This window comes from Qipengyuania flava, assembly GCF_019448255.1.
Lineage (GTDB): Bacteria > Pseudomonadota > Alphaproteobacteria > Sphingomonadales > Sphingomonadaceae > Qipengyuania > Qipengyuania flava_A.
This window is the reverse complement of record NZ_CP080410.1, coordinates 1,795,956-1,819,700: the sequence shown is the minus strand read 5'-3', so window position 1 is coordinate 1,819,700 and position 23,745 is coordinate 1,795,956. Positions and strand designations below refer to the sequence as shown.

The window sequence follows — 23,745 nt, the reverse complement described above, 5'->3', positions numbered from 1 at the left end:
AGTGGTGACGGTGGCCGGGGAAACGGCGCACCGCCACCGACGGCGATCCGGACGAAGGTTCAGGCCAGCGCCCAGAGGTCGCCGCCAAGAGGGTCGGATGCCGCCTAGGGCGTCATCAGTAGGGGCGGTAGGCGCCTTCGCCGCTGTAGCGGGCGAGGATGCTGTCATGCACGATCGGGCTCAGGAGCTCGCTGAAGGCGCAGCCGACCATGCAGTTTTCCCACCACACGACCTGTGCCTGCAGGCTTTCGAGGCCGGGCAGGGTGAGCCAGCACAGCTGGCCTTCGTGCATGCGGTTGAGGGCGGCGGCCGAGAAGCCCGAGATCGACAGGTCGTGGACGACGGTCTGGAAGGCGCGGCCACCGCTGGCGCGCAGCTGGCCCGGAATGGTCAGCTTGGTGCGCGGCGCGCAGCGGTCTTCCTGTGCTGCCAGCTGGTAGCGGTCTTGCGACTGGTGGATCATGGCGTACGCCCTTCCTCGAAAATTCCGGCTCAATCTTAACGCGCGCGTAGGCGGCGTGTTTGCTGGAATCTCTCGCATCAGGGTTGCGGCTTCGTCACCGCAATTGGTTAACTCATCCTTCCACGCGCTCTCGGTGGAAACCCTCGAAATCGTTAACAAGCAGCTCGACGAGGCGATTTGCGACCACTTCTGGGTCTTTCACCGTCTTCGGGTCTTCGCCGGGGTAGGCTTTTGCGCGCATATCGGTGCGAGTCGCGCCCGGATCGATCAGCGCGGTGCGGACCTTGGAGACCTTCTCGACCTCCTGTCCGTAGCTTTCGATGAGGTTGTCGAAGGCGGCCTTGGTCGCGCCATAGGCAGACCAGTAGGCGCGCGGCGTCGCGCCCACGCTGCTGGTGAGGCCGATGACCCGGCCAGCGTCCGCCCGCTTGAGCAGCGGATCGAAATTGGCGAGCAGCGCCTGGGTGGCGAGGAAATTGACCGTCAGCGCCTGGCTCAATTGCTTGCCGTCGATCTGCGTAACCGGTGTGAGGGTCGGCAGGTAAGCACCCGAAATTACGAGATAATCGAGCTTGTCCCAGCGCCCCGCGATCGCGGATGCAAGGCGGGCGATGCCATCGCTTTCGCCAAGGTCCACCGGCGCAATGGTGGAGGCCCCGCCGGCCTCATGGATGGCGTCCTCGACCGCTTCGAGCGCGCGCACATCACGCGCGGTCAGGACGACATGGGCGCCGGCCGCAGCAAGAGCCTTGGCGGTTGCAGCGCCGATCCCCTTGCTCGCCCCGGTAACGAGGGCAAGGCGGCCTTCGAGCGGCTTGGTGCTCATTCGGCGGCCTCGACCGGCAGAACCAGTTCGCCCTGCTTTTCCTCACGCCGGCCCATGTCGGTCAGCGAGGTGGGATAGTCGCCGGTGAAGCAGGCGTCGCAGAATTGCGGGCAGCTCGAATTGCGGGGCTTCTCTCCAACAGCGCGGTAGAGGCCGTCGATCGAGACGAAGGCAAGGCTGTCGGCGCGGATGAATTCGCGCATCGGTTCCACGTCCATGCGCGCGGCGAGCAGCTTGGATCGTTCGGGCGTGTCGACACCATAGAAGCAGCTGTGCGCGGTCGGCGGGCTGGCTACGCGGAAATGGACTTCGACAGCGCCGGCATCGCGCATCATCTCGACGATCTGCATCGAGGTGGTGCCGCGTACGATGCTGTCGTCGATCAGCACGATGCGCTTGCCTTCGACCAGCGCGCGGTTGGCGTTGTGCTTGCGCTTCACGCCCGCGTGGCGTGCGCCGTCGCTCGGCTGGATGAAGGTGCGCCCGACATAATGCGAGCGGATGATCCCGAGTTCGAAGGGAATGCCCGACTCCTGCGCGTAACCAATGGCCGCGGGCACGCCGCTGTCGGGCACGGGAATGACAAGGTCCGCCTCGACCGGCTTTTCGCGGGCAAGCTCGGCCCCGATGGCCTTGCGCGCTTCGTAGATGCTGCGCCCGTCGAAGACCGAATCCGGTCGGCTGAAATAGACGTGCTCGAAGATGCAGGGGCGCGGCGAGTGGTTGCCGAAGGGGTGGAGCGAATCGACATTGCCGTCGAAGTCGACCTTGATCACTTCGCCCGGCTCGACCTGGCGCACGAACTGCGCGCCAACAACGTCGAGCGCCACGGTTTCGGAGGCGAAGACTGTGGCATCGCCGATCCGGCCCATCTGCAACGGACGGATGCCGAGCGGGTCGCGGCAGGCGATCATGCCTTCAGGCGTCATCACGATCAGCGCGTAGGCGCCTTCGAGGAGGCGCAGCGCGTCGATCAGCCGGTCCATGATCGTGGGATAGCGGCTGGTGGCGACGAGGTGGATGATCACCTCGGTGTCGCTGGTCGACTGGAAGATCGAGCCGCGCCGCACCAGGTCGTCGCGCAGCATGCCGGCGTTGGAGATATTGCCGTTATGGGCGACCGCGAAGCCGCCGCTGGCAAGATCGGCATAGAGCGGCTGGACGTTCCTGAGGCCAGCACCCCCGGTGGTCGAATAGCGCACATGGCCGGCCGCCATATTGCCCGGCAGCTCGGCAATCGCTTCCTGGGTGGAGAAATTTTCCGCGACATGGCCAAGCCCGCGACGGGTGAAGAACTCGGCCCCGTCGAAACTGGTGATGCCGGCCGCTTCCTGGCCGCGGTGCTGGAGGGCGTGGAGGCCGAGCGCCGTAGCAGCCGCCGCGTCGGTCGCGTTGATCGCGCCGAACACGCCGCACTCTTCGCGCAGCTTGTCGCCATCCTCGTCGAAAAACGGGTGGGTGAGGTTCATCGAAAAGGCCTGTCTGCCGCGGCTAATCGGGATGCGCGCCCCAATGGCGATGTTACGGCCCGATTACAAGGGTAGAGCGACGAATGCCCACGACCGCGTTGCACGATTTCATTGCACGGCAAGCTTCGCCTGCCTACACGCCTTGGGACCTATCGGCATAGAAACACAGGCAAAGGGCCGCCTTGCTCCTCTCACCCTTCGAATGGATGATCGCCAAACGCTATTTGCTTCCGGGCAAGGGCGAAGCGTTCATTGCGCTGGTGGCGAGCATCTCCATCGGTGTCGTCATGCTCTCGGTTGCCATGCTCGTCGTGGTGATGAGCGTGATGAACGGTTTCCGCGCCGAACTGCTCGACAAGATCGTGGGGCTGAACGGCCACGCCATCGTGCAGGCCTATGGCGGCAGGCTGGATGACTGGGAGAATGTTCTCCAGCGCGTGGAAGAAACGCCCGGCGTTGTCGATGCCTCCCCGCTGATCGAGCAGCCGCTCCTCACCAGCTTCAATGGCCGCGTCGAGGCGATCCTGGTGCGCGGCAACACCGCGGAAGATATCGCCGAGCTTTCGGCAAAGGCCGTGGCCGGCAATTTCGCGGCGCTCCAGCCCGGTGCCAGCAAGGTCGCAATCGGTGTGCGCCTTGCGGAAAACATCGGCGCGCGGGTGGGCGATACGATCACCATCATCAACCCGCAGGGCCGCTCGACCCCCTTCGGCACGGTGCCGCGCCAGGTCGGCTACGAAGTCGCCGCGATCTTCGAGGTCGGGGTTTACGACTATGACGGGGCCTTCGTCGTCATGCCGATGCAGGACGCGCAGACATTGCTGCTGATCGGTGAGACGGTCGGCATGATCGAGGTGACCGTTGAGGACGCCGATGCCGTGGGCGAAATCCTCGAACCGGTGCAACGCGCGGTCGCGGGCAGGGCGGTCGTGTCCGACTGGAAGACGATCAACTCCACCCTGTTCGAAGCCCTGCAGGTGGAACGCGCAGCCATGGCCTTCGCGCTCAGCTTCATGGTCCTTGTGGCTGCCTTCAATATCCTGTCGAGCCTGGTGATGCTGGTGCGCGCAAAAACGCGCGACATCGCCATCATGCGGACAATGGGCGCGACAAGGGCGAGCCTGATGAAGATCTTCGTGACGACCGGCTTCACGGTTGGTGCGATCGGCACGGTCGCGGGCCTCATCCTCGGCTTCGTGATCCTGACCTTCCGCCAGCAGATCACGGCCTTTATCGGCTGGCTGACCGGCGTGGAGCTGTGGGATCCGCAAGTGCGCTTCCTCACCACGCTTCCGTCCAAGACCGACCCGGTCGAGGTCGCCATGATCGTCGTCCTTGCGCTGGTGCTCAGCTTCCTCGCCACGCTCTACCCGGCCTGGAAGGCGGCGAGCACGGATCCGGTACAGGTGCTGCGCTATGAGTAGTCCGGTCGTCGAACTGAAGAAGCTGACCCGCAGCTTCGAACAGGGCGGGGTGCGCATCGACGTTCTTCGCGGCGTGGACCTCACTATCCAGCCGGGCGAGATCGTCGCGCTGCTCGGCCCATCGGGCTCGGGCAAGTCGACTCTGCTGCAGGCGGTGGGTCTGCTCGAAGGCGGGTTCGGCGGCGAGATCGTGATTGCGGGCCACTCGGCCGAAAAGTCGGATTCGCGCGCCCGGACCGAGCTGCGCCGCAACCATCTCGGCTTCGTCTACCAGTTCCATCACCTGTTGCCCGATTTCGATGCGCGCGAGAATGTCGTGCTGCCCCAGCTTGTCGCCGGGGGATCGCGCGAGGAGGCCACTTCGCGCGCCGAGAAGCTGCTCGTGGCGCTCGGCCTCGAGCATCGCCTCGACCACCGGCCGAGCCAGCTTTCGGGCGGCGAGCAGCAGCGCGTCGCCGTGGCGCGCGGTCTTGCGAACAAGCCCGATCTGGTGCTGGCGGACGAACCCACTGGCAATCTCGACGAGGCGACCAGCGACAAGGTCCTTGCCCAGTTCCTTGACCTCGTCCGGGGCGAGGGGAGCGCCGCGCTGATCGCGACCCACAACGAACGGCTCGCGCAGAAGATGGACCGCATCGTGCGTCTGCACGAAGGCGTGCTGGAATAGCGGACCCACTAGCCGTCTTATCCGTTGGTTGGTCGAAGGAGACCCTCCATGACCGACCATCCCAGCACATTCAAAGCTGCCAATACGCACCGCAAGGGCATCGATTGGGACGACCGCGCCAGCCTTCACCGGGTTGGTGATGGCGACGGCGTGCTCGACGGTGCGAAGGGCCTGCGTTCGGGCACGTTTGCCGATCTGATCAAGCACATGATGCTGATGCCCGAAGACGAGCGGAAGGATTTCTACATCCAGAAAGCCGGCGACCGCGAATACCATGCCGACGAGGTCACCGGCCTTGCCGAGCATCCCGATTTTCCGCGCTCGTAGGGTGCAGTTCGCTCCCCGTCGATAGGTCCTCGCGCGGTTGCGGCGCGGCGCGCATGAGGGCGGGATCAGGGGAGAACAATCATGCTGACCGCCGCATTCGCGCTCGTTCTTGCGCAAGCCGCCACACCGAGCGCACCCGCTCAGGCCACGCCGCCGCCTCCGCCCTCGTGTACGGGCGAGAAGTACGACGCCTTCGACTTCTGGATCGGCGAGTGGAACGTTTTTCCCAACGGCAGCGACCAGCAGGTTGCCGACAGCCGTATCGAGGAACTGGGCGCTGGCTGCGCCATTCGCGAAACCTGGATGCCGTTCCAGGGGCGCGGCGGGACCAGCATCAGCACCTATGATCCGGTCACCGGCGGGTGGCACCAGCTGTGGGTCGGTGGGCAGCCGGGCCGCGTGTTCTTCGACGGCGGCCCCGTCGATGGCGCAATGGTGCTCACCGGTTACTGGGGCAAGGACGCACAAGGAAATCCTATGCTGGTGCGAATGACCTATACGCTTGAAGCGGACGGCAGCGTGCGCCAGTACGGCCAGGCGAGCGCCGACCATGGACGAAGCTGGTCGGACGCCTTCGATTACATCTACCGCCGCAAGGAATAGCGCCGCCATGACCACGATTGCCGATTTCACCGTCGCCACCAACAAGGGCGAGGAACTCGATCTCAAGGAGAAACTCGGCAAGGTGCTGCTGGTGGTGAACACCGCCAGCAAATGCGGTTTCACGCCGCAGTACGACGGGCTGGAAGAGCTGTTCCAGGATTACAAGGACAAGGATTTCGAAGTCCTCGCCTTCCCGTGCAACCAGTTCGGCAACCAGGAACCGGGCGATGCGGGCGAGATTGCGGAATTCTGCAAGGTCAATTTCGGCCTCACTTTCCCGCTGATGGCCAAGGTCGATGTGAACGGCGACAACGCCAGCCCGCTGTTCGACTGGATGAAGGCGGAAAAGCCGGGCCTGATGGGGTCGAAGGCGATCAAGTGGAACTTCACCAAGTTCCTGATCGATCGCGAGGGCAATGTGGTGAAGCGCTACGGCCCGGCCGATGCGCCTAAGACCATCGCCAAGGACATCGAAAAGCTCCTCTAAATCCGCCCACAGCCTGTGGAGAATTGGGCGGGCCGCCCACTGGAGAATCGCGCTCGCAATCCGCATATTGGGGCCATGCCGTTCAAGCCCTTCGTCCCTTTTCGTATTCTGTCCGCCTACACCATGCTGGAAGGCGCGATCGATCCCAAGGCGATGGCGAAGCTGGCAAAGGAACGCGGCTTTCCCGCGATGGCGATTGCCGACCGCAACGGGCTCTATGGCGCGGTCATGTTCGCCAACGCCTGCAAGGCGGAAGGCATCCAGCCGATTATCGGCACCTTGCTGGGCGTTGCACGCGACAAGGAAGGCAAGCTGGTCGACTACCTGCCGCTCTACGCGCAGGACGAGGCGGGCTATGACAACCTCTGCCACCTGGTCTCCAAGGCCCACCTCGACCGCCCGCTCGAATTCGAACCGCATGTGCGCATGTCCGATTTCGAAGGGCATACCGACGGGCTGATCGCTTTCACCGGCGCCAGCGAAGGCGGGCTGACGCGCCTCCTTGCAGAAGGTCAAAAGGACCACGCCGAAGCGCTGCTCGATCGGCTGCAGGGCTTCTTCCCGGATCGGCTCTACATCGAGCTTGCCCGGCGCGGGAATGAGGTCGAGGAGCGCGCGGAAGACGCTCTGATCGACCTTGCCTATGCGCGCGACCTGCCGCTGGTGGCCACCAACCCTGCAAACTTCGCCGAACCGCATATGCACAAGGCGCATGACGCCATGCTGTGCATTGCCGGGTCGACCCATGTCGAAGCCGAGGAACGCGCCCGGTCGAACCCGGAAAGCTATGTGAAGACCTTCCACATGATGGACGAGGCCTTCGCCGACCTGCCCGAAGCGATGCAGAACACGCTCGTTGTCGCGCAGCGCTGCGCCTACGCGCCGCCCTATCGCAAGCCGATCCTTCCGAGCCTTGCCGGCGACCTCGAAGGCGAGGCGCGGATGCTGGAGGAAGACGCGCGCAAGGGCCTTGAAGCCCGCCTCGAACCCTATGGCGAGATGAGCGAGGAAGACCGCAAGGTCTATTTCGACCGACTGAAATTCGAAGTCGACATCATCAACCAGATGGGCTTTCCGGGCTACTTCCTGATCGTTGCCGACTTCATCAAATGGGCGAAGGACCACGATATTCCGGTTGGGCCGGGCCGTGGTTCGGGTGCGGGCAGCCTCGTCGCTTGGGCGCTGACGATTACCGATCTCGACCCGATCCAGCTGGGCCTGCTGTTCGAACGCTTCCTCAACCCGGAACGCGTTTCCATGCCCGACTTCGATATCGACTTCTGCGAAACGCGTCGCGGCGAGGTGATCCGCTACGTCCAGCAGAAGTACGGGCAGGACCACGTCGCCCAGATCATCACCTTCGGTAAGCTGAAGGCCCGCGCCGTGCTGCGCGATACGGGGCGCATCCTGCAGATGAGCTACGGCCACGTCGATCGCCTGTGCAAGATGGTGTCCAACCACCCGACCGACCCTTGGACGCTCCCGCGCGCCCTCAATGGCGCAGCCGATTTCAAGCGCGAATACGACAACGACAACGAGGTGAAGCGCCTCGTCGACCTTGCGATGCAGCTCGAAGGCTTCCCGCGCAACAGCTCGACCCACGCGGCGGGTGTGGTGATCGGCGACCGGCCGCTGGCAAAGCTCGTCCCGCTTTACCGTGACCCGCGTTCGGACATGCCCGTGACGCAGTACGACATGAAGAATGTCGAAAGCTCCGGCCTCGTCAAATTCGACTTCCTCGGATTGAAGACGCTCTCGGTGCTCAAGAAGGCGACCGATCTCCTCAAGAAGCGCGAGATCGACATCGATCTCTCGCAGCTCCCGCTCGACGATCCCAAGGTCTACGAGCTGATGAAGGCGGGTAACACGGTCGGCGTGTTCCAGCTGGAATCGGAAGGCATGCGGCGCACGCTGACCGCGGTGAAGCCGACCAATTTCGGCGACATCATCGCGCTCGTCTCGCTCTACCGTCCGGGTCCGATGGACAACATCCCGCTCTTCGGCAAGCGCAAGGCGGGCGAGGTGGCAATCGAATACCCGCACGCCAAGCTCGAAGGCATCCTCGCCGAGACCTATGGCATCTTCGTCTACCAGGAACAGGTCATGCAGGCCGCGCAGATCCTCGCCGGATACTCGCTTGGCGACGCCGACCTGCTGCGCCGCGCCATGGGCAAGAAGGTGCAGGCGGAAATGGACGCCCAGCGCCAGCGCTTTGTCGACGGGTGCAAGGAGGTTTCCGGCATCGAGAAGGCCGAGGCGAACGCGCTGTTCGACTTGATCGACAAGTTTGCCGGCTACGGCTTCAACAAGTCGCACGCCGCCGCCTACGCCCTGCTTGCGTACCAGACCGCATGGCTGAAGGCGCATTACCCGGAGGAATTCTACGCCGCGTCCATGTGCTTCGACATGCACCAGTCGGAGAAGCTGGCGGTCTTCGTCGACGATGCGCGGCGCAGCGGCATCCGGGTGCTGGCACCCTCGCTCAACCATTCGGAAGCCGAATACACGGTCGAGCAGACCGACGAGGGTTACGCCGTGCGCTACGCTCTGGCCGGCATTCGCAATGTCGGCGAACGCGCCATGGAAGCGATCGTGGGCGAACGCGAGGCGGCGGGTCCATTCGAAAGCCTCAAGGACCTGTTCGAACGCCTGCCAAAGGGTTCGATGAACTCGCGCCAGCTGGAAGCGCTCATCAGCGCCGGCGCGCTGGACGAATTCGAGCCCAACCGCGCCAAGCTGTTCGCCAACGCTGACATGCTGCTGGCGGTTGCCGATGCGGCCGAACGCGAACGCTCAAGCGGGCAGGGCGGTTTGTTCGGCGGGGAGGATTCCCCGGTCGAGGACACGCTGCGCCTCAAGGAGGCCGAACCCTGGCCGCGCGCCGACCAGATGGCGCGCGAGAAGGAGAACTTCGGTTTCTATTTCGCCGAGCACCCTGTCGAAGCCTGGCGCCAGGTGGCCAGCGCGCAAGGGGCGCGCAGCTACGCTTCGCTGATGGCCGGCGGCGCGCCTCCCGGCGGCCGCGCGGGCGCGGTCATGGCGGCGATGGTCGAGAAGGTCAGCAAGGGCACGACCAAGCGCGGCAAACCCTTCATCCGGGCCGATTTCTCCGACAGCTCCGGCCAGTTCAGCGCCGCCTGTTTCGAGGAAAGCCTGGTCGACCGATTCCTCGAATGGGCGGACAACCAGACCTGCGTGAAGCTCGATGTCGAACTCGACAGCCCGAGCCCCGACGAACCGCCGCGCATCACCGTGCGCGGGGCGGTGCCTCTGGAGGCGGTCAAGGGCAGCATGGCCATGCTGCTCACGCTGGAGGTCGAGACGGTCGAGGCGCTCACCCAGCTGGCGCTGGAGCTTGGCGATGACGGCGCGGGCGGCGATGAAGTGCTTGCCACGCTGCTCACCGGCGATGCGGCCCCACCCGTCATGCGGCTGGGCCGTAGCTTTTCTATCGATGGAGAGCTTGCGGAACGCTTGGCAAGCGTGCCCGGCCTTGCCAAGGTGCAGCTGACCGCGCGACGGGGGAAGGCAAATCTGCGCCTCGTCGCCTAGGCTAATTGGGCCTGATAGGTGAGAGGAGAGAATATGTCCCTTGGCGCGATGCAGGATTGGAGCATGCGGATTTCGCATGTGATCGACCACGCTGCCCGTGAAGCCCCGACCCGCGATATCGTCACCCGCTGGGCCGACGGCAGCGAAACCCGCACCACCTGGGCGGGCGTGCACCGCGATGCGAAGAAGATGAGCCAGGCGCTGCTCGCGCTCGGCCTCAAGAAGGGCGACAAGGTTGCCAGTCTCGCGATGAACCACGCGCGCCATCTCGTCAGCTGGTTCGGCGTCGCCGGGATGGGCGGCGTGCTGCACACCTGCAACCCGCGCCTGTTCGAGGACCAGCTCGAATACATCGTCAATCACGCCGAAGACAAAGTCATGCTCTACGATGCGGCCTTCCAGCCGATCATCGACAAGATGCGCGACAAGTGGCCGGGCGTGGAGCATTACATCTGCTTCGACAGCTCCGAGCACACGACCAGCTTCGAAGACTGGATCGGCGCGCAGGATGGCGAGTTCGAGTGGGTTGATGGCGACGAGCGCGATCCGTGCATGATCTGCTACACCAGCGGCACCACGGGCAATCCCAAGGGCGTGCAGTACGAACACCGCTCGACCATCCTGCACGCGGTATCCGGCCTCCAGCCGAGCACCTTCAACTTCAGCGCATCCAGCGTGATGCTGCCCGTCGTGCCGATGTTCCACGCCGCCAGTTGGGGCCTGCCCTACGCAGGCGCGATGGCGGGGATCAAATTCGTGTTCTCGGCCGTCAACGATCCGGCCGTGCTGCACGAAATGATGCTGAAGGAAGGCGTCACCGACAGCGCCGGCGTGCCGACCGTCTGGCTCGCCCATTTCCAGTATTGCGACAAGGAAGGCATCGACCTGCCGCCCCTGCGCGCCGCGACCATCGGCGGCTCGGCCGCGCCGCGCTTCATGATCGAGCGGCTGATGAAGAACGGCACCCGCGTCCAGCACGCCTGGGGCATGACCGAGACGTCTCCCATCGGCACCGTCGGCGGGCCGACGCACGATTGGGACCAGCTCAGTTTCGAGGAGAAGGTCGAAAAGACCATGAAGCAGGGCCGCCCGATCTTCGGCGTGGAACTGCGCATCGTCGACCTCGACGATCCGACCAAGGTCCTGCCGCGCGACGGCGAAAGCTCGGGCGCTCTGCAGATCCGCGGGCCCTGGGTGGTGAAGCGCTACTTCAAGGCCGAGCACGACGCGGTGACCGAGGACGGCTGGTTCGACACAGGCGATGTCGGCATCATCCATCCCGACGGCACGCTGCAGCTGACCGATCGCACCAAGGACGTGATCAAGTCGGGCGGCGAATGGATCAGCTCGGTCGAGCTCGAGAACGCCGCTGTCGGCCACCCCGCGGTCGCCGAGGCGGCCTGCATCGGGATGCCGCACCCAAAATGGGACGAGCGACCGGTGCTGTTCGTGGTGAAGAAGGAAGGCGAGGACGTGAGCGGCGAGGACATCACCGCATTCCTCGCCGACAAGATTGCCAAGTGGTGGTTGCCCGATGCGGTCGAGTTCGTCGACGACATCCCGCACACCGCCACCGGCAAGATCAGCAAGAAGGACCTGCGCTCCCGCTTTGCGGATTACACGCTTGGCTGACGCCATCGTCCGCACCGCCACCGCCGATGACGCGGCGGCGGTGCAGGCGATCTATGCCTTTCACGTCGAGCACGGCACCGCGACCTTCGACACCGTGCCGCCGGAAGAGAGCTTCTGGCGTGCGAAGATCGCCGACGTCCTTGAGCGCGGGTGGCCGTTCCTCGTGATCGAGCACGCGGGCGAGGTCGGCGGCTATGCCTACGCGACCCAGTTCCGCGACCGCCCGGCCTATGCGCACACTTGCGAGGACAGCATCTACATCGCCGAGAGGCACACAGGCGCGGGGCTGGGTACGGAGTTGCTCGGCGCGCTGGTGGAGGCGGCACGGGCGTGCGGCTTTGAACAGATGATCGCGGTTGCCGGCGGCGGGGAGCCTGCCTCTCTTGCCGTCCACGCAAAACTCGGCTTCCTCCAGGCGGGCCGGATGCGCAATGTGGGCTACAAGTTCGGCCGCAAACTCGATACCGTCTACATGCAACGCGATCTGACCGAGGCCAGGTAAAGGGTAAGGAGAGACCTCATGAGCGACACCTACATCGATCCCAGTCCCGCGAATTTCCAGTCCTTCAAGGATTTGCCGCGCGACGAGCCGATCCACATGCTCAACCTGCTGCAATACCGCGAGCTTGCAGAGTATCCCGAGGGGCACGAGCACCACGGCAACGGATGGAGCGGCCGGCGCGCCTATGAGGAATACGGCAAGACCAGCGGCCCGATCTTCCGCCGCGTAGGCGGCGAAATCGTCTGGCGCGGGGCGTTCCAGACGGTGGTGACCGGCCCGGAAGCGATGCAATGGCACGACGGCTTCGTCGCGCAATACCCCAATTCCGGTGCCTTCTTCGAAATGATCAAGGACCCCGACTACCAGCTGGCCGTGGTCAACCGCACCGCCGCGCTGGTGGACAGCCGGCTGGTGCGCTTCAAGCCGGGCAAAGCGGGCGAGGGGTTCGGGTGAGGCGGGTCTGTCCGACTTGAGTCGGCTGGCCTACCCGTCGGTGTAGATTGTTTCCCTCATCTTCTGCAGCATGCTGGAGTAGATGTTCACCTGTGCGCGAAGGTTGTCCATCGTGATGCCGCCGTCGGAAATCACGTAGTGCTGGACGTAGGCCCCCCCGTCGGACTTGGGGTATGCCTTGGCCGCCGACCAGGTCTCGTTGTAGTCATGCACCAGCTTGCTGGTTGCTTCGGACGTCTTGTCCGATGGCTTTGCGAAGCTCGCCAGGAAGTTCAGGCCCCGGCATCCGGAGGAGCTGCAGACCCGGAAGAACACCGATGAGGCGGTACCGTTGCTGAACTTGATCAGATAGCGGTCTTCCTCGTCCGACGATTGCTCCATCGTCGCATCCAGTTCCCCCAGCACAGCCCTCAGATCGTCCGGGCTGAAGTAGGAGATGACCCGGCTTGCCGAGTAGCTCTGGGCCGCCGCCGGAACCGGGCTGACGGCCAGGACCGCTGCACCCAGGAGTGCGCCCATGGCGCGCGTGCTCTTTCGCATAGATTTCCCCCCCGTTTCTGTTCTGAGGCGAGGCTAGCAGCGCCTTGCGGGCTATTTCAAGCCCGGCGATGGGATCGTGAAAAGCCCGCGGTAACCCTAAAGCAACCGCAGCTGGCCGCCCACTGCGGGCGGCCGGAACTGCGTGCAGTCGAGCTCGAATTTCGCTTTGCCTAGCCCAGCCCGCTTGCAGGCCACGCGGAAGCGGGCGCGGAAGAGGTCGGCCCAGACGCCGGTTGGTTTCATGCGGGTGAAGAAGTCCGGATCGTTATCCTTGCCGCCTCGGATCGAGCGGACGATGCTCATCACCTTGTCGCCGCGCTCGGGGAAGTGGACTGAAAGCCATTCGCGGAACAGCGGGGCGACTTCGTGCGGCAGCCGCAGCGGAATCCAGCCCACGCTTTGAACACCGATGGCCGCGACGCGCTGGACGATTTCTTCCATGAACTCGTCGGTGATGGCCGGGATGATGGGCGAAACCGAACAGTGCGTCGGCACGCCCGCTTCAACCAGTTTTTCCAGAGTTTGCAGACGTTTGGCTGGCACAGCTGCACGCGGCTCGAGCTTTCCCGAGAGCTTGGGGTCGAGGCTCGTCACCGATATCGCCACCGCCACCAGGCGCCGCTGGGCCAGTTCGGCAAGCAGGTCGAGATCGGCGAGAACACGGTCCGACTTGGTCGTGATCGTCACCGGATGGCGCGCGTCGAGGCAGACCTCCAGCAGGCTGCGCGTGATGCGGTAACGCGCCTCGATCGGCTGATAGGGATCGGTGTTCGTGCCCATGGCAAGCGGCTTGGGCCGATACTTCGGCTTGGCCCATGTCGCGCGCAGAAGTTCTGCCGCATTGGGCTTGGCGAAAAGCCGCGTTTCGAAATCGAGGCCGGGCGACAGGTCGTGATAGGCGTGGGTGGGGCGCGCAAAACAATAGACGCAGCCGTGCTCGCATCCGCGATAGGCGTTGACTGACCGGTCGAACGGGACATCGGGCGACTGGTTGAAGCTTAGGATGGTGCGCGGGTGTTCTTCCGTCACCGTGGTGCGCAGCTTCACGGGCGGGCCGTCAAGCTGCTCCATGTAATCGCGCCAGTCGCCATCGGTCTCGCGCGTGGCAAGGCCGAAGCGCGTAGGCACCTCGGCGCCTTGCGCACCGCGGCCGGAAACAGGGGGGGCGAGTCGGCGTTCCATGCATGAGAACATACACGGAACATGCAGCAGCGTCGACGGTTCAGCCGAGGCGGATTTGCATCGCCGCTCCGCCGAGCCAGAGGCCGATGAGCAGCACCGATTCCCAGCCGATGCCCGCCGGACCCTGCCGCTCCCGGCGCAGGAGGCCCATGAGCAGCACCGCCGTCATCAGGATGGCGAGTGCCATCCAGAACACGGTGCGCTCGCTGATTGCGTTGTAAATGCTGCCTTCGCGATAAGCGACGTCGCTTGCGGCAACGAACAGCGCGTCGAACATGTTTCCTCCGATGATCCCGCCCACCGCCAGCTGGAGCGCACCGCGCCGCACGGCGGCGATGGTGGTGACGAGCTCGGGCAGGGAGGTAACCACGGCAGTCCCCAATGCGCCGACGACGCCTTGCGATATGCCGAGCCGGCCTGACAGTTCCAGGCCCGTCGTGCCTACGAGCCAGCCGCACAGGCCGACCACGGCGACCATCCCGGCGAAGATCAGGCCGAGCAGCCAGATCGGCCTTTCATCGTCGCACTCGTCATCATCCTCGTCGCGCGTATCGCTGGTGTTCCGCGGCAGCCACATGGGCCTTTGCTTGATCCGGTGCGCGTTGTGGAGGCCGACGAGATAGGTCGCAACCAGCACCGGTGTCAGCAGGTTCACGCCCCAGATGACGATTGGCGGCGAGGACCACGCCATGATCGGCAGGATCAGCAGGATGATGAGCACCGCGGCCTGGCCGAGGTTGACCGGGCTTGCCGCCGCGTGTTCGAGATTGACCTTGCGATAGGCGACGTCGGCGATGGCGAGGAACATGGTCTGCGCGGCGATGCCCCCTACGGCATTGGACACCGCGAGATCTGGCGCGCCGCTGGCGGCTGTGCTGGCCGAGGTGACAATACCGGCAATGCTCGTGCCTGCGCCCAGAAGGACCGAGCCAACCAGCGCCTCTCCGAAGCCCGTGCGGTCCGCCAGCGTGTCGGCCAGGCCCGCCATGCGCGAGCCCACAAGCGCGATGACGAAGGCCGTTCCGGCGAAGATCAGCAGGAGGCTAGTGGTTGAAAGCAGAGCGAAATCGGGCAGGTCGCGGTTCCTCGGCAGCTTGCCGGAAGGACGCGCGAGAGGAGCGGTCGGTTCCTCAGCTTTCGCGCAGGCGCGGCATCAGCTCGACGAAATTGCAGGGCTTGTGGCGGCTGTCGAGCTGGTAGTGAAGGATCTGGTCCCACCCGTCTTTCACCGCGCCGTTCGAGCCGGGCAGGGCGAAGATATAGGTCCCGCGCGCCAGCACCGCGCAGGCGCGTGACTGAATTGTGCTCGTCCCGATGCTGGCGATACTGATGTAGCGGAAATACTCGCCGAAACCCGGGATATCCTTGCTCTTCACCCGGTCGAGCGCCTCGGGCGTCACGTCGCGCCCGGTAAGCCCCGTGCCGCCCGTGGTGATGACGCAGTCGATGCTCTCGTCGTCGATCCAGCGATGGAGGTGCGCGGCGATCTCCTCCACGCTGTCGCGGCTGATTTCGCGCGCGGCGAGTTCATGACCGGCCTCCGTGATACGAGCTTCGAGGATGTCGCCCGAGGTGTCGTCGGCCAGCGTGCGGGTGTCCGACACAGTCAGCAGCGCGATGCGAATGGGAATGAAGCGGCGGCTTTCGTCGATCGGCATGGCGTTACCTCACCCGCGGGAACATCGGCCAGTCGTTCTCGGCGAGATCGACGCGGCTCGGAGCGGCGGCATCCGCCTGGCGCAGGTACATCCAGTAGTTGCGCATCACGATGGCGACATAGCCGCGCGTCTCCCAATAGGGGATGCTTTCCATGTACAGCAGCGGATCGTCCTGGTCGCGGATCTCGCTTTCCCAGCGCGCCACCGGGGTCGGCCCGGCGTTGTAGGCGGCCATGATCTTGGGCAGGCGCCCCTGCGTGTAGCCCGAGGTGCTGAGCGCCTCCAGCGTGCGCTGACCGAAGGCGAAATTGACTGCCGGGTCCTTGAGGTCGGCCGAGGCACTCATGTTGATGGAGGAGGCGTATTCGCGCCGCGTGATGGGCATGATCTGCATCAGGCCGATGGCGCCGGCCGGGCTCACCACCCGTTCGCGGAAATTCGATTCCTGCAGGGCGTGAGCAAAGGCCAGCGCCGGGTCGACGCGCCACCCGCCCACCGGCGCGCGGAAGGTCACCGGATAGCGCAGGCTCGGGTGTGAGCCTTCGCCGCGCGGGGCGTTGTAGGCCATGTAGTTCTGCGCGCTGGTCAGGCCGAGCGCGCGGGCAAGGCGCGAAAGCGCGCCAAAATCGTCCGGGTCGCCCGTGCGCACCAGCCACAGGATATCGTTCTCCGCTTCCTCGCGGCGACCGATTTCCGCCAGCATCACCGCCTGCCGCGCGGCTTCGACATCGCGCAGGCGGCGCCAGTCGGCTTCGGTTAGGTCGGGCTGGGTGTGGGTTTCCGGAAGGTCGCGGCCGAGCTGTTCGTGGGCGAGCATGCCGTAGAGCGTTTCGGGGAAGCGCGCGGCGCCGCGCAGCTGTTCGGCTGCCTGCTCGGGCTCGCGGCAGCGGATCAGCGCGCGGCTCGCCCAGTAATGGGCGGCCGACCCGAGTTCGGGATTGACCGCGCCCGCAGCCGAGCGCTGGAAGGCTTCCGCCGCTCGCTCGCAATCGCCGAGGCGCCAGGCGGCAAGGCCAGCGGCCCAGTCGCCTTCCGCGACCCAGGCGCCGCTGCCGTTGTCGCGCACCCGGTCCGCCAGCGCCCAGGCCTGTGCGTCGCGGTTCTCGATGTAATAGCTCCACGCCACGCGGTAGCGCCATTCGGCCCGCGCCTCGCTCGAGAGCGTCGCGTCGACGCCGTCGAGGAGGATGCGCGCACCGTCAGGATCGTCGTTGGTGATCCGTTCAAGGATGGCGGAGCGGACATTGCCAGGCATGGTCCCGTCCTGCACCGAGCGGGGCCGGATACGCTTGGTCATGCCGGGCTGGCGCACCAGCTCACGCTCGCGGCGGACCGAGGGCGGGCTTTCAAGGCCGCGGGTCTCGCCAAGGCGGATGATCGCTTCGGCTTCGGGCAGGCTGGCATAGCGGCCGAGCCAGGCTTCGATCCGCGTCAGGTCGATGCGCGGGCTGTCGGGATGGAGGTAATAGCTCGCCAGCGCCGCGCCGTGCAGCGGTCCGCTGTCGCGGTTGGCCAGCATTACCTCGACCCGGTCCCAGTTGCGGTTGTCGATCGCCTCGAACAACGAGCCGTAATAGGCCCGGTCGTCGGTCGAAAGCAGCTGGGGCAGGGCGGCGGCGTGCGAGCGGGTGAAGTATTCGACGCTGCTGCCCTGTGCGAGCGCCGGTGTGGCAGTGGCCGCAAGAAGCGCCACGGCGAGGGTGCGGAGGGTCATCGGGTCCAGTCCAGCCAGCGGTTCCAGAAGGTTTCCCGCCGCGCCGCTGAACGGGCGAGATTGCGAAGGTCGGGGGCGGCAAGCACGGGGTAGGGCTTGCCCTTGCAGTCGATTGCGAGCGGATCGCGCGCGTCTTCGGGCGAGCGGCCGAGCAGGGTGAGCTGCGCGCGTCCGAACAGCACCACGCGCTGCGGCTCCGCAAGCGCGATATGGGCGGTCAGCACGGAACCGATCCCGCTTGCGGCAAGTTGCGCCCAGTCGGGCATCGCCATGGGCGCGGGCAGGGCGCTTGCGAAATAGGCTTCGTGCTCGGCCACGCCCAGGGCGGAGAGCATGGCTTTGACGAAAGGCGCTGCGCCGCCCGTCAACAGGCCCTCGCTATCGTCCTCGAAGGGCTGCGGGACGACCAGCATAAGCTTTGCCCCTGGAACGCCGCGCGGGCACACCCGCCGTTCCAGCGCGCCATCGGCCAGCGACGGCTCGCTCATCCACCATTCGCGAAATTTTTCGAGCGTGTCCGGAATGCCAGCCATCGCGACGGCTGGAGCGCCTGCAGCCTCAGGCTCGAGCGCGCGTTCGAGCGCGGTCTTGCGCGCTATCGGCGGCGGAACAGGTGGGGGCGGGGCCGCTACGTCTTGCTCGGCTTCGGGCTCTGCCAGCCAGCCGCTCGCCTCGTCGGAAAAATCGGCGTCGACGCCCGCTTCGCGCCACCAGTCGAGCGCGCCTTCTAGGGCCTTGGCAGCGCTGTAATCGCGCGAATTGGGGGGATCGGCGTGCATCATTCCTGTGGCGCAGGTCTTGACCTCTAAAGCGCCACCAATCAAGGCATTCGGAGCAGTTACGCGACGAAAAGAGAGAGACATGAGCGAACGCGAATCCATGCCCTGCGACGTCGTCATCATTGGCGGCGGTGTTGCCGGCCTCGGGGCGGCTATCCGGCTGAAGCAGATCAACGAGGAACTCGAGGTCGTCGTCCTCGAAAAGGGCAGCGAAATCGGCGCCCACATCCTCTCGGGCGCGGTGGTCGATCCGATCGCGCTGGACGAGCTGCTGCCCGAATGGCGCGACATGGATTGCCCGATGGCGGAAACGCCGGTTGGCGAGGACCTGTTCTACACGATCAGCGAAACCGGCGCCTCGGCCATGCCGCACATCATGTTCCCGCCGTTCATGTCGAATGAGGGGTGCTACACCGGCTCGCTCGGCAACCTCTGCCGCTGGCTCGCCGAACAGGCCGAGGGCCTCGGTGTCATGGTCTTCCCCGGCTTCCCGGCCGCCGAAGTCATGTTCGACGAGAACGGCGCGGTCTCGGGCGTCATCACGCAGGACATGGGCATCGCCGCCGATGGATCGCAGAAGGGCGAATACGAGCCCGGCATGGAAATCCACGCCAAGTACACGCTTTTTGCCGAAGGCGTGCGCGGCAACCTGACCAAGCAGATGAAGGCCAAGTTCGACCTCGAGGCCGATTGCGAGCCGCAGGTCTACGGCATCGGCATCAAGGAACTGTGGGATATCGACCCCGAGCTGCACGAGCCGGGCAAGATCGTCCACACGCAGGGTTGGCCGCTTAACGAAAGCGGCAGCAACGGCGGCGGCTTCCTCTACCACCAGGCGAACGGACAGGTTGCCTTGGGCCTCGTCACCTGGCTCGATTATTCGAACCCCTATGTCTCGCCCTACCAGGAATTCCAGCGCTGGAAGCACCACCCGCTGATCGCCGAGACGCTGAAGGGTGGCAAGCGCGTCGCCTATGGCGCGCGCGCGATCAACGATGGCGGCTGGCAGAGCGTGCCCAAGCTTGCCTTCCCGGGCGGCGCGCTGATCGGTTGTGCCGCCGGCTTCGTCAACGTGCCGCGCATCAAGGGCAGCCATACCGCGATGAAGAGCGGCATGCTGGCCGCCGAAAGCATTGCCGCTGCGATTGCCGCCGGTCACGAAAAGACCGAGCTTGCGGATTACGACGCGAACCTGCGTGACAGCTGGATCGCCAAGGAGCTGAAGCAGGTCCAGAACGCGCTTCCCGCGATCGAGAAATACGGGGCCGACATCGGCACCGTGCTCGGCGGGATCGACATGTGGATGCGCTATCTCAAGATCGGCCTTCCGATCTCGATGAAGCACCACCGCGACTGCGATGCGCTCAACCGCGCCGATCTCTACCAGCCGATCAACTATCCCAAGCCCGACGGCGTGCTGAGCTTCGACCGCCTGACGAACGTGGCCTTCAGCTACACCAACCACGCAGAAGACCAGCCGGTCCACTTGCAGGTGCAGGACCTGGAGCTGCAGCGCACGAGCGAGCTGGGCGTCTTCGCCGGTCCCTCGACCCGCTATTGCCCGGCCGGTGTCTACGAATGGCTGGTCGACGAGGAAACGGGCGAGCCCAAGTATCAGATCAACTCGCAGAACTGCGTCCACTGCAAGACCTGCGACATCAAGGACCCCAACCAGAACATCAACTGGACGACGCCCGAAGGCGGCGGCGGGCCGAACTATCCGAATATGTAATCGGCGATTTCCAGTCAGTCGTTCGGTAACGCGATGGGCGATATCACATTCGGATTTATCCTGATTTTGGTCGCCATCGGGGGACTTTTCGCGATGCGATGGAGCTTGCGTAGCGGAGAGAGTGTGACGCCCTGGCCAACCGGTCCGATCACTCGTGAAATGACGCCAGTCAGGTACTGGTTTGACCTGACCAGCTATGGCGCGATCGTTCTAGCTGGCCTTTACTCCGCCGCGCAGTTGCTTGCTTGACCATGCGCGAAACCGCCTACGCCAAGATCAACCTCGCGCTGCATGTCCGCAAGCGGCGCGAGGACGGGTATCACGAGCTCGAAACGCTGTTTGCCTTCGTCGATGCGGGCGATGTGCTGACCGCGAGTCCGGCCGCGCAGGACAGCGTGCAGGTGCTCGGCGAATTCTCGAGCGGGCTCGACGATCCCTTCGACAATCTCGTCGCCAAGGCGCTGGGCAAGCTGCCGCGCGCCGATGGGCTGGCCATCACGCTCGAAAAGAACCTGCCCGTCGCGGCGGGGCTGGGCGGGGGATCGGCCGATGCGGGCGCGGTCTTCAGGATCGTGAAGGAATGCTACGGCCTGCCCGAGGACTGGCATGCGCGCGCGACCGCGCTCGGCGCCGATGTCCCCGCCTGTGTCGAAAGCCGCACCTGCATCGGGCGCGGGACGGGGACCGAGTTGGAACCGGCCGACGACAGCCTTGCAGGTACGCCCGTCCTGCTCCTCAACCCGCGCGTTCCGCTCTCGACAGGGCCCGTGTTCAAGCACTGGGACGGCGAGGATCGCGGGCCGCTGCCGGAAGGCGATGCACGCACGGTCGCGCTGGAGGGTCGCAACGATCTCGAAGGCCCCGCCATATCGCTGTGTCCCCAGATTGCCGGCGTTCTCTCGGCTCTCGATGGAACTTCGCCGTTTCTGGCTCGTATGTCAGGCTCGGGGGCGACGTGTTTCGCGCTCTACGAAAGCGCGTCCGCTCGCGACGCGGCTGACCAGCAGATAGCAGAGCGGCACCCGGGATGGTGGCGCATGAAAGGTGCCTTGCGATGATGATCGACAACCTCCCCTACCGCCAGGTCGGCACGGAAGACCTGCGACCGGGAGGGCTGCTGTGCGTTGCCGATCACGCCTCCAACTACGTGCCCGAAGAAATCGAGCTCGGCATCGACCGCGCGCTGCTCGACCAGCACATTGCCGTTGATATCGGCGTGGAAGGCGTCGCCGACCGTTTGTCGCGCCGCCACAATATCCCTGCGCATATCGCCACCGTCAGCCGCCTGGTGTGCGACATGCACCGCAAGGAAGACGAGCCCGCCGTTGTCCCGACCGAGAGCGACGGCAAGCTCATTGCGGGCAATATCGGCGCCAATGTCGAAGCCCGGCTCGACCGCTTCCATCGCCCGTACCACAACGCGCTCGCCGACCTGATCGAGCAGGCCCAGCCCAAGATGATCGTCGCGCTGCACAGCTTCACGCCCAAGCTCGACACGAGCGACGAGGAACGTCCCTGGGAAGTCGCGCTGCTCTACAACCAGGACGACACCGCCGCGCGCCACGCCATCCGGCTGTTCGGCGAGCAGGGCCTGACCGTGGGCGACAACCAGCCCTATTCGGGCAAGCAGCTGAACGCGACGATGGACCGCCACGCGGAGGCCCATGGCATTCCCTATTGCACGGTCGAGATCCGGCAGGACCAGATTGACACCGAAGCGGGCCAGTCGCGCTGGGCAATGATGCTGGCCGATGTCATGGGGCGCGTCGCGCTCGAGGTCTAAAGCCGAGCTTGGCCCGCCTGCCAGCAAACTTCGATTAGCGCGCGCGTTTCTCTCTGCTAGGCTTGGGTCACCCCAGCCAGAGAGACACGTCATGCCTGCCTACCGTTCCCGCACCACCACTCACGGCCGCAACATGGCCGGCGCCCGCGGATTGTGGCGCGCGACGGGGATGAAGGACGGCGATTTCGGCAAGCCGATCATCGCCGTGGTCAACTCCTTCACCCAGTTCGTGCCGGGGCATGTGCACCTGAAAGACCTCGGCCAGCTGGTCGCGCGCCAGATCGAGGCGGCGGGCGGCGTGGCCAAGGAATTCAACACCATCGCGGTCGATGACGGCATTGCCATGGGCCACGACGGGATGCTCTATTCGCTCCCCAGCCGCGACCTTATCGCCGACAGCGTCGAATACATGGTCAACGCGCACTGCGCCGATGCGATGGTGTGCATTTCCAACTGCGACAAGATCACGCCCGGCATGCTGATGGCCGCCATGCGGCTCAACATCCCGGCGGTCTTCGTGTCCGGCGGTCCGATGGAAGCGGGTAAGGTCGTGGTGAAGGGCAAGGAGGTCGCGCTCGACCTCGTCGATGCGATGGTTGCCGCCGCCGACGAGGCCTATACCGACGAGGAAGTCACCGCCATCGAGCAGAACGCCTGTCCGACCTGCGGATCGTGCAGCGGCATGTTCACGGCCAATTCGATGAACTGCCTGACCGAGGCGCTCGGCCTTTCGCTGCCGGGCAACGGCTCGACGCTGGCGACCCACGCCGACCGCCAAAGCCTGTTCGAACGCGCCGGCCGGCTCGTGGTGACGCTCGCCAAGCGCTATTACGAGGAGGACGATGAAAGCGTCCTGCCGCGCTCCATCGCCAGCTTCGAGGCCTTCGAGAACGCGATGAGCCTCGATATCGCCATGGGCGGATCGACCAACACCGTGCTCCACCTGCTCGCCGCCGCGCACGAGGCGGGGGTCGATTTCACCATGGAAGATATCGACCGGCTGAGCCGCAAGGTGCCCTGCCTGTCCAAGGTCGCCCCGGCCAAGAGCGATGTACACATGGAGGACGTCCACCGCGCAGGCGGCATCATGTCGATCCTTGGCGAGCTGGAGAAGGCGGGCCTGCTGCACACCGCGCTGCCGACCGTCCACAGCCCGACCATGGGCGACGCGCTCGACGATTGGGACATCGGCCGTACGCAGAACAACAAGGTGCGGGAATTCTATGCCGCTGCGCCCGGCGGGGTGCCGACGCAGACCGCGTTCAGCCAGTCGCGCCGCTGGGAATCGCTCGACCTAGACCGGGAAAACGGAGTGATCCGCAGCGCCGAACACGCCTTCAGCCAGGATGGCGGCCTTGCGGTGCTCTACGGCAATATCGCGCGCGACGGGTGCATCGTGAAAACCGCCGGCGTGGACGAGAGCATCCTCACCTTCGCCGGGCCGGCCAAGGTCTACGAAAGCCAGGACGACGCCGTGACCGCGATCCTCACCGGCCAGGTGGTCGAAGGCGATGTGGTCGTCATCCGCTACGAAGGGCCGCGCGGGGGGCCGGGCATGCAGGAAATGCTCTATCCCACCAGCTACCTCAAATCGAAGGGGCTGGGCGCGGCCTGCGCGCTGCTGACCGATGGACGTTTCTCGGGCGGCACTTCGGGCCTGTCGATCGGCCATGTCTCGCCCGAAGCCGGTGAGGGCGGGGAAATCGCGCTGGTGGAGGAAGGCGACCGGATCGAGATCTCGATCCCCAACCGCACCATCCACCTCGCCGTATCGGACGAAGAGCTGGAGAAACGCCGAGCAGCGCAGGAAGCCAAGGGCTTTGCCCCGGCCGAGCCGCGCGAACGCCGCGTATCCCCCGCGCTGCAGGCCTACGCCGCGATGACCACCTCGGCCGCACGCGGCGCGATCCGGGACGTCTCGAAAGTCACCAAGCGCTGAGGCTTGCCGATTG

The 23,745-nt window shown here is 65.2% G+C and carries 22 protein-coding genes; 13 read left to right on the top strand and 9 right to left on the bottom strand.

All coding sequences use genetic code 11. From position 1 onward, the window contains the following. Window positions 1–115 precede the first annotated feature (115 nt). The 3 genes from KUV82_RS08970 to purF all read right to left on the bottom strand — a co-directional run bounded on the left by KUV82_RS08970 (window position 116) and on the right by purF (window position 2,758). On the bottom strand, window positions 116–463 hold the full coding sequence (locus KUV82_RS08970) for a PilZ domain-containing protein (protein WP_219953957.1): 348 nt from the start codon (window positions 461–463) through the stop codon (window positions 116–118). Window positions 464–575: 112 nt separating this feature from the next. Beyond that, the gene (locus KUV82_RS08965; RefSeq protein WP_219953956.1) at window positions 576–1,289 is read right to left on the bottom strand and encodes an SDR family NAD(P)-dependent oxidoreductase; all 714 of its coding nucleotides are present in this window, start codon (window positions 1,287–1,289) and stop codon (window positions 576–578) included. Then, entirely contained in the window at window positions 1,286–2,758 is a 1,473-nt protein-coding gene (purF, locus tag KUV82_RS08960; RefSeq protein WP_219953955.1) for an amidophosphoribosyltransferase, read from the bottom strand. The genes KUV82_RS08965 and purF overlap by 4 nt, the downstream gene beginning before the upstream one ends. A gap of 182 nt (window positions 2,759–2,940) precedes the next feature. Here purF and KUV82_RS08955 point away from each other — a divergent pair, with 182 nt between their 5' ends. The 9 genes from KUV82_RS08955 (at window position 2,941) to KUV82_RS08915 (ending at window position 12,405) form a co-directional block, all read left to right on the top strand. Further along, window positions 2,941–4,182: a lipoprotein-releasing ABC transporter permease subunit gene (locus KUV82_RS08955; RefSeq protein ID WP_219953954.1), complete on the top strand. Its 1,242-nt coding sequence runs from the start codon at window positions 2,941–2,943 to the stop codon at window positions 4,180–4,182. Next, complete coding sequence (locus KUV82_RS08950; protein ID WP_219953953.1) at window positions 4,175–4,849, top strand: ABC transporter ATP-binding protein; 675 nt, start codon at window positions 4,175–4,177, stop codon at window positions 4,847–4,849. The genes KUV82_RS08955 and KUV82_RS08950 overlap by 8 nt, the downstream gene beginning before the upstream one ends. Window positions 4,850–4,897: 48 nt before the next feature. Continuing rightward, window positions 4,898–5,176 carry a hypothetical protein gene (locus KUV82_RS08945; protein ID WP_219953952.1) on the top strand — a complete coding sequence of 93 codons (279 nt, stop codon included), beginning with the start codon at window positions 4,898–4,900 and terminating at the stop codon, window positions 5,174–5,176. Between the two features lie 81 nt (window positions 5,177–5,257). Further along, a complete protein-coding gene (locus KUV82_RS08940; RefSeq protein WP_219953951.1) occupies window positions 5,258–5,779 on the top strand; it encodes a hypothetical protein in 522 nt (173 codons plus the stop codon). 7 nt (window positions 5,780–5,786) lie between these two features. Then, entirely contained in the window at window positions 5,787–6,266 is a 480-nt protein-coding gene (locus KUV82_RS08935; protein WP_219953950.1) for a glutathione peroxidase, read from the top strand. A gap of 75 nt (window positions 6,267–6,341) precedes the next feature. Then, the gene (dnaE, locus tag KUV82_RS08930; protein WP_219953949.1) at window positions 6,342–9,818 is read left to right on the top strand and encodes a DNA polymerase III subunit alpha; all 3,477 of its coding nucleotides are present in this window, start codon (window positions 6,342–6,344) and stop codon (window positions 9,816–9,818) included. A 63-nt stretch (window positions 9,819–9,881) separates the two neighbouring features. Beyond that, window positions 9,882–11,450, top strand: a complete 1,569-nt coding sequence (locus KUV82_RS08925; protein ID WP_258319699.1) for a long-chain fatty acid--CoA ligase — start codon at window positions 9,882–9,884, stop codon at window positions 11,448–11,450. Next, the gene (locus KUV82_RS08920) at window positions 11,434–11,952 is read left to right on the top strand and encodes a GNAT family N-acetyltransferase (RefSeq protein WP_375541242.1); all 519 of its coding nucleotides are present in this window, start codon (window positions 11,434–11,436) and stop codon (window positions 11,950–11,952) included. Before KUV82_RS08925 ends, KUV82_RS08920 begins: the two co-directional genes overlap by 17 nt. Window positions 11,953–11,970: 18 nt before the next feature. Then, window positions 11,971–12,405, top strand: coding sequence for a DUF1330 domain-containing protein (locus KUV82_RS08915; protein ID WP_219953947.1), 435 nt, complete (start codon window positions 11,971–11,973; stop codon window positions 12,403–12,405). 30 nt (window positions 12,406–12,435) lie between these two features. Here the strand turns inward: KUV82_RS08915 and KUV82_RS08910 are convergent, their stop codons facing one another. The 6 genes from KUV82_RS08910 to KUV82_RS08885 all read right to left on the bottom strand — a co-directional run bounded on the left by KUV82_RS08910 (window position 12,436) and on the right by KUV82_RS08885 (window position 18,281). Beyond that, window positions 12,436–12,945, bottom strand: a complete 510-nt coding sequence (locus tag KUV82_RS08910) for a YbjN domain-containing protein (protein ID WP_219953946.1) — start codon at window positions 12,943–12,945, stop codon at window positions 12,436–12,438. A gap of 96 nt (window positions 12,946–13,041) precedes the next feature. Continuing rightward, the gene (locus KUV82_RS08905) at window positions 13,042–14,139 is read right to left on the bottom strand and encodes a PA0069 family radical SAM protein (protein WP_375541199.1); all 1,098 of its coding nucleotides are present in this window, start codon (window positions 14,137–14,139) and stop codon (window positions 13,042–13,044) included. A 28-nt stretch (window positions 14,140–14,167) separates the two neighbouring features. After that, window positions 14,168–15,115 carry a sodium:calcium antiporter gene (locus KUV82_RS08900; protein ID WP_258319697.1) on the bottom strand — a complete coding sequence of 316 codons (948 nt, stop codon included), beginning with the start codon at window positions 15,113–15,115 and terminating at the stop codon, window positions 14,168–14,170. Window positions 15,116–15,257: 142 nt separating this feature from the next. Then, window positions 15,258–15,785 carry a molybdenum cofactor biosynthesis protein B gene (moaB, locus tag KUV82_RS08895; RefSeq protein WP_219953944.1) on the bottom strand — a complete coding sequence of 176 codons (528 nt, stop codon included), beginning with the start codon at window positions 15,783–15,785 and terminating at the stop codon, window positions 15,258–15,260. Window positions 15,786–15,789: 4 nt separating this feature from the next. Next, a complete protein-coding gene (locus KUV82_RS08890) occupies window positions 15,790–17,499 on the bottom strand; it encodes a lytic transglycosylase domain-containing protein (protein ID WP_219953943.1) in 1,710 nt (569 codons plus the stop codon). Continuing rightward, window positions 17,496–18,281 (bottom strand): hypothetical protein, encoded by a 786-nt coding sequence (locus tag KUV82_RS08885; protein ID WP_219953942.1) that lies wholly within the window; start codon window positions 18,279–18,281, stop codon window positions 17,496–17,498. The genes KUV82_RS08890 and KUV82_RS08885 overlap by 4 nt, the downstream gene beginning before the upstream one ends. A 79-nt stretch (window positions 18,282–18,360) precedes the next feature. Between KUV82_RS08885 and KUV82_RS08880 the strand changes: the two genes are divergently transcribed. From KUV82_RS08880 to ilvD, 4 genes are all read left to right on the top strand, one after another. Continuing rightward, a complete protein-coding gene (locus KUV82_RS08880; RefSeq protein WP_219953941.1) occupies window positions 18,361–20,010 on the top strand; it encodes an electron transfer flavoprotein-ubiquinone oxidoreductase in 1,650 nt (549 codons plus the stop codon). Between the two features lie 251 nt (window positions 20,011–20,261). After that, complete coding sequence (locus KUV82_RS08875) at window positions 20,262–21,068, top strand: 4-(cytidine 5'-diphospho)-2-C-methyl-D-erythritol kinase (RefSeq protein WP_219953940.1); 807 nt, start codon at window positions 20,262–20,264, stop codon at window positions 21,066–21,068. Then, entirely contained in the window at window positions 21,068–21,793 is a 726-nt protein-coding gene (locus tag KUV82_RS08870; protein ID WP_219956269.1) for an N-formylglutamate amidohydrolase, read from the top strand. The genes KUV82_RS08875 and KUV82_RS08870 overlap by 1 nt, the downstream gene beginning before the upstream one ends. A 91-nt stretch (window positions 21,794–21,884) precedes the next feature. Then, window positions 21,885–23,732 carry a dihydroxy-acid dehydratase gene (ilvD, locus tag KUV82_RS08865; protein WP_219953939.1) on the top strand — a complete coding sequence of 616 codons (1,848 nt, stop codon included), beginning with the start codon at window positions 21,885–21,887 and terminating at the stop codon, window positions 23,730–23,732. Window positions 23,733–23,745 lie beyond the last annotated feature (13 nt).